The sequence below is a fragment of the Leisingera sp. ABM4_103 genome (assembly GCF_056158685.1).
The window spans coordinates 1,244,528-1,257,347 of the sequence record NZ_JBSWTU010000005.1; the positions used below are offsets into that span (position 1 = coordinate 1,244,528).

A 12,820-nucleotide genomic window follows, 5' to 3' on the forward strand; every position below is an offset into this window, starting at 1 on the left:
TTAGTCCCAAGCCAGCACGGTCATCGGCTGATCCAGCCCGCGCACCTCCTGCCCGTGGTGCCAAGTGCTGCCGTCCAGCAGGCCCGGCTCCGCTTGTTCCGCCTTGACCCGCTCCGCCAGCGTTTCACTGGTCACGATCCTGGCCTGCAGCTTGCGGGTGAGGTTCTCCAGCCGGGCGGCAACATTCACCGTCATGCCGATCACAGCATATTCCAGCCTGTTGGCTCCGATGTCGCCCAGCAGCGCCTCACCATAGTGAATGCCGATACCGGCGCGGATCTCCGGCTTGCCCTGCCGGATACGCTCCTTGTTCCATTTTTCCAGCGAGGCCCGCATGGCATGGGCACAGGCCAGCGCGTTGCTGGCATCCCGCCCCCCCGCCACCGGCGTGCCGAAGGTCGCCATCAGCCCATCGCCCAGGTATTTGTCCAGCGTGCCGTGATGGCGGAACACCTCGCGCTCCATCCGGCCGTGAAATTCGCGCAAGAGATCAATCACCTCCCGCGGATCCATCCCGGCGGACAGCCGGGTAAAGCCAACGATGTCGATGAAAAGCACGGCGATGTTCTCGCTGCGCACCTGTTTCAACGGCTCGTCGTTCTGCGACAGCTGCTCGACCACATTGGGCGAGAAGTACCGCGACAGGTTGGCCCGCTCCCGCGTCAGGCTGGCATTGCTCCGCAACAGCCCGTTGAACCGGCGCACCGAGAAACCCAGCGTCACCGCCACCAGCACAAAGACCACCGCCTCCTGCACCCGCAGCCGCACGACAAAACTGTTGGGATCAAAAAACTCCGCCAGCTCAGGGCTAAAGTCCAGGGCCATGTTCACTGCTTCTGATAGTCCCGGAACCGGGCTGGAGAACCACCAGACAAGGGCCAGCGCGCTGAGCCACATCGCTGCTGTCCAGGTGCCGATAGCAATCACCGTGCGCCAGGAATAGGCCATGGTTCCCGCCGCAAGGATGACGAAGAAATACTGGAAGTTGTCGAACCGGTAGAGCATAGCCGCCGGTATGTCACGGCTGTCGAAGGGATTGGGCACGACCAGGCCATAGGTCATGATGAGGAGATCGAGGAAGATCAGGAACAGCTCCAGGCGCGACCTGCCGACCTTGCCCGCCCGGCTGATAAACCACCCGTTGAGGCACAAAAGCGCAAGAATGCCGTGGTAATACAGCACGCTCCAGACCGGGTTCAGGAAGACGATGAAGACCGCGATGATAGGCAGCGCAATCCAGCGCGCCCGCACGGCAAGCTGCAGCCCGCGCCGCTTGTGCGCATCCAGCGCGGCCTCCGCGAACCTGCTTTCCGCGGTTGCGGCCTGCTGTAAGCTGCCACTCCCCGCCGCATGGGCGGCACCGGCTCCAGACGCAATTGCGGTATCGGTCATCGGTTTTCCCCCTGCCCGCTGGTTGCTGCAGTTCCGGCACTGCACTTAAATCCCCCGTTCCGCAGAAGGAATAGCGCATCGGGCCGCATAGGCGCAAAAAACCCCGCCTTGGACAGGCGGGGCAAGGTGTGCGCCTGCGCAAACGCGCAGGCACCTGCAATAGACTGTTGTGTTCAGAAAAGTCCTGGCGCCTCAGTTCTGCATCTCGGCCCGGATCTGCTGGCGCAGCACGTCGATCGGCACCGTCTTGCCATCGCGCTTGAAGCACCAGTAGGTCCAGCCGTTGCAGGACGGCGCGTTTTCCAGATGCGCGCCCACCTGGTGGATCGAACCTTTGATGTTGTCGCCGATCAGGGTGCCGTCAGCCCGCACCTTGGCCTTGTGGCGGCGGTTCATCGAGTAAAGCTCCTCGCCCGGGCGCAGCATTCCGCGTTCCACCAGCTGGCCGAACGGCACCCGCGGCGCCGCGCGCTTGCTGGCGGACACCTCCAACGCCTCGCGGTCGAACTTGCGCACCGCCTTGATCCGCTTCTCCGCCACCTTGCGGTAGGCTTCCTCGCGTTCGATGCCGATGAACTCACGGCCCAGCATCTTGGCCACAGCGCCGGTGGTGCCGGTGCCAAAGAACGGGTCCAGCACCACGTCGCCCGGGTTGGTCGCGCCAACCAGGATCCGGTGCAGCAGCGATTCCGGCTTCTGCGTCGGATGCGCCTTGTCGCCGTTCTCGTCCTTCAGCCGCTCATGGCCGGTGCAGATCGGCAGCACCCAATCGCTGCGCATCTGGATGCCTTCGTTCAGCGCCTTCAGCGCCTCGTAATTGAAGGTGTATTTCGCGCCTTCCGACTTCGATGCCCAGATCATCGTCTCATGCGCATTGGTGAACCGCTTGCCGCGGAAATTCGGCATCGGGTTCGACTTGCGCCAGATGACGTCGTTCAGCACCCAATAGCCTTCGTCCTGCAGCACAGCGCCGACACGGAAGATGTTGTGATAGGAGCCGATCACCCAGATCGAGCCGTTCGGCTTCAGCACCCGGCGCGCCGCCTTGAGCCACTCGCGGGTGAACTGGTCATAGGCCTGAAAGCTGGAGAACTGGTCCCAGTGATCGTCAACGGCATCGACTTTGGAGTTGTCGGGACGGTGCAGCTGGCCTTTCAGCTGCAGGTTATACGGCGGATCCGCAAAGATCAGATCGACCGAATTGGCCGGCAGACTGTTCATCTCTTCGACGCAGTCCCCGCCAATAATCGTGTTTAAAGGGAGCGCTGCCGCGCCCTTTGTCATGGTTTTATTCATTGCTCTGCCTCATAACCGCGGCGCATTTTTGCGCTCATTAGGTTGTCCACAGGATGAGTCATCGCGGATTCGAGGTCAATTTGTTTATTATAACAACGCGCTACGGTTCACTCTTGATACAAGATATTGTGTACTGGCTTAAACGAGCGCCGATGATGTGGGGTCACACCCAGCTGAACTAGCGCCTCACGGTGCTGTTTCGAGGGGTAGCCTGCGTTTTTCTCCCAGCCATATCCCGGGAACTGTTGCGCCAAATCCACCATGATCCTGTCACGTGCCAGTTTGGCGATGATTGAGGCCGCCGCAATCGACAGGGATTTAGCGTCGCCTTTGACGACCGCTTCGCTGGGCAGAGCCAGCCCCCTGGGGATCAGGTTGCCATCAATCAGCAGGTAATCCGGCGCCGGGTCCAGCGCCGCCACCGCGCGTTCCATCGCCAGATGGGAGGCGCGTAAAATATTCAGGGAATCAATCTCTTCCACCGTTGCGTGGGCTATGGCCGCCTGCGCGCAGGACAAAATCTTACCTTCCAGCGCCTCGCGCTTTTTCAGGCTCAGTTTCTTGGAGTTGTTCAGACCTTCGGGGATCGCGGCGGCGTCCAGAACCACAGCTGCGGCCGTCACCGGCCCGGCCAGCGGCCCGCGGCCCACCTCATCCACTCCGGCTATCCTCACATGCCCTTGCGCAAGGGCGGCGGCTTCAAGGCTGTAATCAGGCTGTGTCATCCCCCCCGTCAAAGCCAATGCCTGCCGGTTATGCAAGGGCGGCAGCAAAAAAGGGGGGGCCGAAGCCCCCCAGTTTGCTGCTCGAATTTGTATTCAGGCTCAGCGCCGCACCAGCCGGTAGCCATGGCTGTTCAGGCAGCCCGGCTTGTAGCCGGTGCGATGGCGCTTGCCGTTCCAGAACGTCACCCGGCAGGACTGCGGCAGCGCCTTGGTGTAGCCATAGCTGCGCTCAAGACAGCCCTTCCCAACCAGCGGGTGGTTGCTGCTGTAGCGCGGGAAATACTTCAGGCACTGGGACGGCAGGTCATAGCGGCGCACCCGCGGCGGCAGTGGTTTCACATGCCTGTCATCACGGCCGTATCCCCGGTGCTTGTGGCCGCCATGGGAATGGTTGTGGGGCGGCGGCGCATAATTATGCGTCACCGTATGGTCATCCTTGTCCCGGGAATGCTTGATCGCAGCACCAAGGATTCCCAGCAGTGCCAGTCCGCCAAGAATTTTGGCAACATCCTCATCGGCACGGGCAGGCGCTGCCGAGAAACCGGTTATGGCGATGGATACAGCTACGATCAAAGCAATGAATTTGCGGTGCGGTTGCGGGCGGGGTGTCCGGGTCATATCAGGACCTTTCTCAAAAATAGATTGTCGCGCAGCCATTGCGCCTTGATGACCTCAGCCTGCTCTCGCCCTGTCCGGACAGGCAATATCGGCCCCTTGATATCGGATAACACCGTGTTCAACCCCCTGCGGTTATTGAATTTCACATCGCAGAACCGCAGGATGCCCTCATGAAACAGCACCTCCTGATAGCCGCCCTTGCGGCCGCCCTTCTGGCGCTCTCCCCCCCGGCGCATGCCGCCGAATGCTATGCCGACTACAAGGCCAAGCAGGACAACCCCTTGCGCCTGCATTATGGCGTGATCCAGCTCTCCGGCCCCTGTCAGAAGAAGGCCGCCAGGAGCGAGATCCAGGCGCGCATCGCGTCCGATGGGTGGAAGCTCCTGAATGTCCTGTCCGTCTTCGGCGCCGAAGGCCTGCAGCAAAGGAGGGCCAATGCCGGATCCTACTATCTCCGTTTCTGAGGCCCGTTCCGCCGGCAGCAAAGTCATCGGCTTTGGCATCGCCGCCATTGTTGCGATTCTGGCGCTGGCCGGCACGGTGCTGCTGCTGACTCTGCCGGATGCCAATGCGTTCAACGCCCGGGTCGAGCGGCTGTTTATCGAAAACGACCTGACCGCCCAGGCTGAAATCAAGCTGCTGGAAATCCTGGCCCAGTCCGGTACCGCCTTTGCGGACACTTTAACCAGCTACCGGATGGTGATCTTTGTGCTGCTGGTCTTCGCCACTGCGATGATGGTCGCGGCGCTGACAGTGCTTGGCATGCTGGTGATGCTCAACCGCCGCATGGCGCAGATTGAGCGTGCGGGCATTCAGGTGACTGAACTGCTGATCAGCCGCGATGAAAACACCGTCTACCTCAACAACATGGGGTTCAAGCTGACGCCCGCCGCGATGGAAACCCTGTCGGTCCTGGCCGAGGCCCGGCTGGATGACGATGTGCTATCGGGCGCCGAGATCGAAGCCGTCATCTCAGGCCGCACCTCGGCCGATTGCGAGGAAGCCGCCGGCGCCACCCGTATCAAGCGGCTGCGTGACACGCTGGGCAACCAGATGGTCAGTGAGCTTCTGGTCAAGAACATCGCCAAGCGCGGCTACGTGCTGGCCATCAGCAAGGATGTGATCCGGATGATCTGACCTGGCTTGCTCCGGCTCACTCAATATCATGTGTTCGGCTCTGGATTTCCGGCCCGCAGACCCCAGATAGAGCAGAACCGGCCGATGCCGGCCGGTCTTGGATGCCGCCGCAAGGACAAGGACCTCAGGGATGGATGCACAGGTGCAGACCCGCAACCGGGGCTACGGCATTGTCGTCGAGCCGCTGCACGGCCAGGTCACTGCCCGTCGCAACGGCATCATCCTGGCGCAAAGCACCCGCGCCAAGGTGATGTATGAAACCCGCCTTCCACCGGCGATCTATTTCCCGGCAGAGGACGTGACCGCCCCTCTCTCCCACCACACTGCCCTGCAAACGTTTTGTCCGTTCAAGGGCACCGCCAGCTACCGCGACATCCTGCTGCCCCGCGACCGCGTGCAAAACGGTGTCTGGGCCTATGAGGACGCGATGCCCGAGGCCGCGGCGATTTCCGGCCATATCGGTTTCATGCCCGGTGCAGAGGCTGAATTCGACCTGGGCCGGAACAAGGTCGAGATGCCGGACTACGGCAATATCTCCGGCCCGGTGATCGACTGGCTGCTGCGCGATGCGGCCTTGGTGCCAACCCCGGAAGAGCTGACCGCCGCCCTGGCGGAAAAATTCGTCGAGCAGGGCATCTATCTCTCCCGCCTCTCGGTCATGGCCTGGTCGCTGCACCCGCTGATCGCGGGCAAGAACTTTATCTGGCAAAGGAAGACCGGCGAGGTCACCACCTACGCGCCATCTTACGAGATCCATGACCACCCAGCCTACCAGAACAGCCCGCTGCGGCATGTCTCCAACGGCCTGGGCGGCGTGCGCCACCGGCTCGGCAGCTGCTGCTCGGACGACGCCTTCCCGATCCTCGAAGACCTGCGCAAGGAGGGGGCCACCGATTATGTCGCCATGCCGCTGCGGTTTTCCGACGGGCGGATCAATGTGCTGACCCTGACCAGCGACCACCCAAACGGCTTCTCCACCTCCAACCTCGGGCTGATCTTCGAATGCTCGGATGTGGTCGCGCGCTACTATGAAATCTTCATGCAGCGTGAAAACGCCCAGTCGCTTCTGGAAACCTACGTTGGCAAACGCACCGGCGCCCGGGTGCTGGGCGGCGAGATCCGCCGCGGCGACGGCGACGAGATCGACGCCGCCATCATGTTCTGCGACCTGCGCGGCTCTACCCGGCTGGAGGAGCAGCTGGGCCGCCAGGACTATATCGCGCTTCTGAACCAGTTCTTCGAGACCGCCTCGACCATCGTGCATGATCACGGCGGCGAGGTGCTGAAATTCATCGGCGACGCTGTGCTGGCGGTGTTCCCGGCCGGCAGCGACCCGGAAAAGGCCCGCACCCAGGCGCTGGACAGCGCCCGCGCCATCGTCGCCCGGCTGGAAGAAATCGCGGGCGAAGAGGACGGCCACCGCTGCGAGGCCGCCATCGGCATTGCCTATGGCCGGGTGACTTATGGCAACGTCGGCTCGCGGGAGCGGCTGGACTTCACGGTGATCGGCCAGGCCGCCAATATCGCCGCCCGGCTGGGCGATTATGGCAAGACGGTCGATTATCCGGTCGTCGTCAGCTGCGACATTCTGAGCGACGCAGCACAAGGCATCCCGCTGGGTGCTGTCAGCCTGCACAATGTCTCCCAGCCGGTGACCTGCTTTGCCATCCCTGCCAGGACCGAACCGCAAGCCGCGGCTGAATAGCCCCGCCTCCGTCTGTTCAGCCCCGGGTCAAGGGCAGCGCAGCCGCCGCGCATTGGCGCGGTTTACCCTTGAGGCGGGGATGAAGAGCCACACTGGAGCCGGGCCTTCAGGGCAAACCTGCCCCTGAAGGCCTTCTCAGCAGAACCCCCTCCGCCCTGCCCGCAGGGCAGGGCCACGCCCAAGGCTGCTTTGCCGGCATCTTCGATGCAGGCAACAGGCGCGGGAGCTTTCCGCCGCCCCTCACTCAGCCGGTCACAACCCCGCGCTGCGCCTCATCCCCCATGGAGACCAGCAGCGGGTCCTTCGCCTGGCGCGCCTTGAAAGCCTCTTTGCAGGTCATCCCCTGCCAGCCGCAGTGCACCAGAGACTGCGCCACCGCGCCGCCCAGCGTAGTGCCGGGGCCGGTCACGATGAACAGGTCGGGCGCGAACTCATAGGCCGCATTCTGCACCGCGCGGGTGAAGTCATAAGGCTCCACCACCTGATGCCCCAAGGTGTAGTCCCAAAGGGCCCGTGTGTCCGTCGCACCCGGCCACCAGATCTGCCCACGCCCGTCGATCAGCGGCATCTCCGGCTGGGTGAACATCTCCGCCCCCAGCCGCTTGCGCCCTTCTGCCGCCACCGGCGCCTGCAGTGAGGTGTGGAAGGCCGCATGATTGGCCAGCCGCATTGGAAATCGCTCCTCCACCACAGGCACTGCCGCCTCAAACGCCGCCAGTCCGGCCTCGTTCCCGGCCAGCACCAGCAGCCCGCCCAGATCAATCGAGAGCCCCAGGTCATGCCCCTCGCGCGCATTGATCTCTGCCGCCAGCGCCAGCAGCTCCGCCTTGCGCGCGGGATCATTCTGCCAATCCGGCCCGGCAAAGGGATAGACCAGCTGACCACCGATCAGCTGTTTCTGCATCAGCGTGCCCATGGTGTTCACCACCTTGAACCCGTCCGCCGCAGTCAGCGCCCCGGCCGCCGCCAGCGCAATGTACCAGCCCATCGAGTTGCCGGTGACCGCAACCACCTCGATATCCTCCGCCAGCGACTGCGCATCCGCCAGCGCCGAGGCATAGATCAGCGGCGAGGCGACGTCCCCGCGGGAGTATTTCGACACCGAAAACCGCGTGGCCCCGTCCAGAGCCGTGACTTCTTCCTGCCCGGCCTCGCGCCTCTGCGCGTCAAAGCCCGCAAACAGCGCCGCCTTGTCTGCGTGGTGGCGGTGAAGATACCCCAACTCCGCCTTGTTGTAGGTGCCCCGGCCCGGGCAGATCAGAACAGCGGTGCGGGTCATTTTTTGCCTCCTGCCAGCTTCAATGCAGCCTCAATGATGCTGTCCTTCGACGGCAGCGTAGCGCCATAGGCAGGCCCGGTTGCAATGAAGCAATCGCTGGCGGCGATCCGCGCCGCAGGGATATCGCTTTGCTCCGCAAACAGCGCCATCAGCGCCTCCGACTGGCTGCCGGTGACACGGCATTCGTCGACGATCAGCACGTTCTTGCAGCCCTCGACGGCTTCCAGCAGCGCCGCCTCCGGCAAGGGCGCCAGCCAGCGCAGGTCCGCGATCCGGGCTTTCACGCCTTGCACCGCCAGTTCGGCCTGCGCCTGAGCCGACAGGTAGCGCCCGTTGCCATAGGTCACGATCGCCAGATCGGTGCCGCCGCCATGCACACCCACCTCCCCCAAACCAATGCGCCGATCCGGCGACGGGTAGGTCCGCATCCAGCCGCCATCCTTGACCTCGTGCAGATCCCGCATCGGATACAGCGCGATAGGCTCGACAAAGACCACCACCCGCTGCTCTTCGCGCGCCAGCCGCACCGCCTCGCGCATCATCATCGCAGCCTCCGCCCCGTCTGACGGGCAGGCAATCACCAGCCCCGGAATATCGCGCAGCACCGCCAGCGAGTTGTCGTTGTGGAAATGCCCGCCAAAGCCCTTCTGATAGCCTAGACCGGCAATCCGCAGCACCATCGGGTTCGAAAACTGCCCGTTCGAGAAAAACGGCAGCGTCGCCGCTTCGCCGCGCAGCTGGTCCTCGGCGTTGTGCAGGTATGCGAGGAACTGGATCTCCGGAATGGGCAGGAACCCGTTGTGCCCCATGCCAATTGCCAGCCCCAGGATCGACTGCTCATCCAACAGCGTATCGATCACCCGGTCCGGCCCGAACCGCTGCTGCAGCTTCTGGCTGACGCCATAAACCCCGCCCTTGCGGCCGACATCCTCGCCCATCATGACGATTTCACTGTGCTCCAGCATCAGATCGGTCAGCGCCCAGTTGATGAGCCGCGACATTGGCTGCGGCTCCTCCATCGCCCGCATGTCACTGCCAAAGGCCTCCGTGCGCGCCTCTTCACTCGGGCCATTGGTTGGCGCACAGTCCCGCTTCGGCGGGATCAGGCTGGCCGCGACATCCTCTGAGGTTTTCAAATGCGGCCGCGTCACCGCTTCCGCCCGGATCCGCTCCACCCGCGCGCAGGTGTCCGTGTAGATCTTCAGCGCCTCCGCCGGCTTCAATGCCCCGGCCTCATCCAGCAGCCGCACCGAATGCAGCAGCGGATCGTTGGCTTCATCCGCCTCCACCTCGGCCTTTGCCATGTAGGTGGTCGGCACATCCGCCCCGGCATGGCCATAGAGCCGCACGGTGCGCAAATGCAGGAAGGCGGGCTTTTTACGGGTCCGCACATACTCCGCCGCCTCCTGCGCCACCGCAAAGGCGTTGTAGATATCCAGCCCGTCCGCTTTGAAATACTTGATGCCGGGCCGCCCGGCCATCGACGCCTCGATCCAGCCTTTCGGCGTCTTGGTCGAAATGCCGATGCCGTTATCCTCGCAGACGAACAGCAGCGGCAGCGGCGTCGACTGCACCGAGGTCCAGCCTGCCGTGTTGATCGCCCCCTGCGCGGTCGAGTGGTTGGCCGAGGCATCCCCGAAGGAGCATATGACAATCGCGTCCTCCGGCAACACCTGATGCTCCGGCTGGTGCCGCTTGGCCGCGCCGATGGAATAGGCCGCCCCCACCGCCTTGGGCAGATGCGAGGCGATGGTCGAGGTTTGCGGCGGGATCATCAGCGCCTTGGATCCCAAGACCTTGTGCCGCCCGCCAGAGGTCGGGTCCTCGCTGGAGCAGGCAAAGGACAGCAGCATATCCCAGGCGATCCGCTGCCCCGGCACCTGATCTGCACGGGCAATCTGAAAAGCGGCATCGCGGTAATGGAGAAACGCCATATCGGCCGGACGCAGCGCCTGCGCAACCGCCGCCATCCCCTCATGCCCGGAAGAGCCGATGGTATAAAACCCCTCCCCCGCCTTCTGCATAGCCCGGCTGGTCAGATCCAGCGCCCGGCTCAGCACCTGCGCCCGGAAGGTGCCAACGGCCTTCGCCGCGGTCAGCGGCCCTGCCGGCGCAGCGCCTGCAGGCAGGGTCCCGGCCTGAACCCGTTCGAGGAAATTCTGATGCACGATCTGGGCGCGGTCCATGCGGCCTCCTTGGAACACTTGCTGCGGTCAGTTATCCGCGAAACCCCGGTACAACGCCAATGAGATTGCGTACTGCTGCCATTCCGAAATGGAATGACAGCCTGCCAATTCAGTCCGATCTATCACATGATAGGTCACCCAATCCGCCCTCGGCCGCAGTTTGAGTTATCCGGCCTCCAGCCACGCTTCCGGTATGCAGCGTCAAAGAAATCGCAGCCGGCAGGTTCGAGACGGCAGCGCCCTTCCCGTGCCTCAACAAGGGTCACAACGCTCTGAACAGCGCTGCCTCTGGCCTGTCAGGCGCCGTAAGCCCCGGCGCGACTGCGCCGGGGCCTTTTCTGTCAGGCTCGTGAGAACCACTTGCCCCATTTGAGGCACACAGGCCGGATCAGGCGCTGCGGCAGGACTTCACTCCCATACGGATGATTTCGCTGCCCTTTATCTTGTAGATGCCGGAGATCCGGTTGCGGCCTTCCGCCATGAACCAGTCTTTCAGCGGCTTAGGATAGTGATCAGCCATTACCCGGCTGAAATAATCAAAATCCTTCTGCGCCAGGCGGCGGCCGCTGCGCGAGGGGCCGTGGAAGCCGAAGGTGGTGCTGGGATCGACACAGGCCCCTGGCAATCCGAGGAACATGGTGCAGGTGGAATAGCAGACCCGGCCGCGGATCTCGACCCGGACACCGTTTTTTTGCAGGTTGTTCAGCTCGATCAGCCGGTCATGCAGATAGCCGCCGCGGTCGCTGCCCACCACATAGGTCTGCTGAGCGGCAGCCGCCTGCGGTTGCAGCAGCGCCAGCGCCAGGCCGACAGCGGCTGCGGCCTTGGCGGCTGTGCGGACGGTGGAGCGGGCGCGGCCCAGCAGGGCAGCCGAAGAAGATGCGAAATTCAGTGCCAGCATGGTCAGATCTCCAATGCAATGAAACGGGCTTTGGAGACTGAATAGAAAAACCCTGCGCGCTGGCCGGGGTGCGGATGTGGCAAAAATTAGTACATTATCAACACTTTAGCCTGCATGTTAGGCAAATTTTAAGAGTTATTGCCGCGATCTTCTGCGCCCCGGTCGTCCAGGTTCAGATCACACTTTTTGCCGGAACGAACCGCCGCAGGCAGACACCCGGTCGCCACCGGTTACGCTTCCGGTTCTGAAACCCGGCAGTCAGGAATGCGCCGCCTCACTCAACGGCCAGACGGGGAAGCTGAATAATACTCCCGGTACCACTCCACGAACTGCGCCACCCCCTCGGCCACTCCGGTCTTGGGCGCATAGCCCGTCAGCCTCCGCAGCAGCGAGGCATCGGCCCATGTGGCCGGCACATCGCCAGCCTGCATCGGCATCAGATTGCGGTCAGCGGTGCGGCCGGTGGCAGCCTCAACAGCCGCGATAAAGTCATTCAGCTGCACCGGCTCGGAATTGCCGATGTTGATCACCCGGTGCGGCGCCACCGGCGACAGGCTGTCGCCCTCCGGCACAGCCCCATCCGCAGGGCGTTCCGGCACCGCGTCCATCAGCAGCCGGACGGCCTCCACCAGATCGGTGATATAGGTGAAGTCGCGCTGCATGCCGCCATAGTTGTAGACGTCGATTGGCTGCCCTGAGAGGATCGCCTTGGTGAATTTGAACAACGCCATATCCGGCCGCCCCCACGGGCCGTATACGGTAAAGAAGCGGAACATGGTAACCGGCAGATCGAACAGATGCGCATAGGAATGCGCCATGTTCTCGGTCGCCTTTTTGGAGGCGGCATAGAAGGACATCTGGTGATCGGCCTTCTGGGTTTCCTTATAGGGCATCTCAGTATTGGCCCCGAATGCGGAGGAGGTGGAGGCCAGAAGCATGTGCCTAGGCGGATGGGCGCGGGCGGCTTCGAGGATCTCAAAGGTGCCGGTGATGTTGCTTTCCAGGTAGGAGCGGGGGTTCTCGATGGAGTAGCGCACCCCGGCCTGCGCCGCCAGGTGGACGACATAGTCGGGTCTGTGCTCTGCGAAAAGCGCCATCATGACTCCGGGCTCTTCGATACTGCGGTTGACGACGGAAAAACCCGGGTTCTGTTCCAGCATTGCCTGCCGGTCCCGCTTAAGCCCGACGCTGTAGTAATCCGACAGGTTGTCGATGCCCACGACACGGAAGCCGTCGTCCAGCAGTCGCCGGCACAGGTGGTAGCCGATGAATCCGGAGGAACCGGTGACGAGAACGGTTTGCTGTGTCATCTTCTGCTCCAGAGGCCTGTCTGAACCGCCGGGATCCGGACCCCGGCCATGGGGTGTAGTTTCTCCAGGCGCCGGACCACCCGCCGGGCATTATGGCAAACCGGGCAGGGGCATACCATCCCCGGCGGTTTATTCCAGTAACGCCAATTGGTTCGGCGCAAAGGATCGGCAGCTTCACTGACACCAGCGGGAACCGGCTCAGCAGGATCCGCGCAACATTCGGCACCTGCCAGCCAGGCATCCGAACACGGGCACGGGACAGAAACCACAG

Annotated in this window: 11 protein-coding genes; 3 read left to right on the forward strand and 8 right to left on the reverse strand. The window is 63.1% G+C overall.

Going from position 1 to position 12,820, the window contains the following annotated elements; genetic code table 11:
- The 4 genes from ACXAED_RS07515 to ACXAED_RS07530 form a co-directional block, all read right to left on the reverse strand.
- Positions 1-1,392: an adenylate/guanylate cyclase domain-containing protein gene (locus ACXAED_RS07515; RefSeq protein ID WP_475048343.1), complete on the reverse strand. Its 1,392-nt coding sequence runs from the start codon at positions 1,390-1,392 to the stop codon at positions 1-3.
- Positions 1,393-1,584: 192 nt separating this feature from the next.
- Positions 1,585-2,688, reverse strand: a complete 1,104-nt coding sequence (locus ACXAED_RS07520; protein WP_475048345.1) for a DNA methyltransferase — start codon at positions 2,686-2,688, stop codon at positions 1,585-1,587.
- 107 nt (positions 2,689-2,795) lie between these two features.
- The gene (locus ACXAED_RS07525) at positions 2,796-3,413 is read right to left on the reverse strand and encodes a ribonuclease HII (protein WP_475048347.1); all 618 of its coding nucleotides are present in this window, start codon (positions 3,411-3,413) and stop codon (positions 2,796-2,798) included.
- A 99-nt stretch (positions 3,414-3,512) separates the two neighbouring features.
- Positions 3,513-4,031: a hypothetical protein gene (locus ACXAED_RS07530; protein ID WP_475048349.1), complete on the reverse strand. Its 519-nt coding sequence runs from the start codon at positions 4,029-4,031 to the stop codon at positions 3,513-3,515.
- Positions 4,032-4,201: 170 nt separating this feature from the next.
- Between ACXAED_RS07530 and ACXAED_RS07535 the strand changes: the two genes are divergently transcribed.
- The 3 genes from ACXAED_RS07535 (at position 4,202) to ACXAED_RS07545 (ending at position 6,873) form a co-directional block, all read left to right on the forward strand.
- On the forward strand, positions 4,202-4,495 hold the full coding sequence (locus ACXAED_RS07535) for a hypothetical protein (RefSeq protein WP_475048352.1): 294 nt from the start codon (positions 4,202-4,204) through the stop codon (positions 4,493-4,495).
- Positions 4,467-5,168, forward strand: a complete 702-nt coding sequence (locus ACXAED_RS07540; protein ID WP_475048354.1) for a winged helix-turn-helix domain-containing protein — start codon at positions 4,467-4,469, stop codon at positions 5,166-5,168. Before ACXAED_RS07535 ends, ACXAED_RS07540 begins: the two co-directional genes overlap by 29 nt.
- A 130-nt stretch (positions 5,169-5,298) precedes the next feature.
- Positions 5,299-6,873: a DUF427 domain-containing protein gene (locus ACXAED_RS07545; RefSeq protein ID WP_475048357.1), complete on the forward strand. Its 1,575-nt coding sequence runs from the start codon at positions 5,299-5,301 to the stop codon at positions 6,871-6,873.
- Between the two features lie 244 nt (positions 6,874-7,117).
- On the opposite strand, the gene ACXAED_RS07550 is transcribed toward ACXAED_RS07545, so the two are convergent.
- The 4 genes from ACXAED_RS07550 to ACXAED_RS07565 form a co-directional block, all read right to left on the reverse strand.
- Entirely contained in the window at positions 7,118-8,152 is a 1,035-nt protein-coding gene (locus ACXAED_RS07550; protein ID WP_475048359.1) for an ACP S-malonyltransferase, read from the reverse strand.
- Positions 8,149-10,338: a dehydrogenase E1 component subunit alpha/beta gene (locus ACXAED_RS07555; RefSeq protein WP_475048361.1), complete on the reverse strand. Its 2,190-nt coding sequence runs from the start codon at positions 10,336-10,338 to the stop codon at positions 8,149-8,151. The genes ACXAED_RS07550 and ACXAED_RS07555 overlap by 4 nt, the downstream gene beginning before the upstream one ends.
- A gap of 388 nt (positions 10,339-10,726) precedes the next feature.
- Positions 10,727-11,239, reverse strand: a complete 513-nt coding sequence (locus tag ACXAED_RS07560; protein ID WP_475048363.1) for a hypothetical protein — start codon at positions 11,237-11,239, stop codon at positions 10,727-10,729.
- 278 nt (positions 11,240-11,517) lie between these two features.
- Complete coding sequence (locus ACXAED_RS07565; protein ID WP_475048366.1) at positions 11,518-12,549, reverse strand: NAD-dependent epimerase/dehydratase family protein; 1,032 nt, start codon at positions 12,547-12,549, stop codon at positions 11,518-11,520.
- Positions 12,550-12,820: the final 271 nt, after the last annotated feature.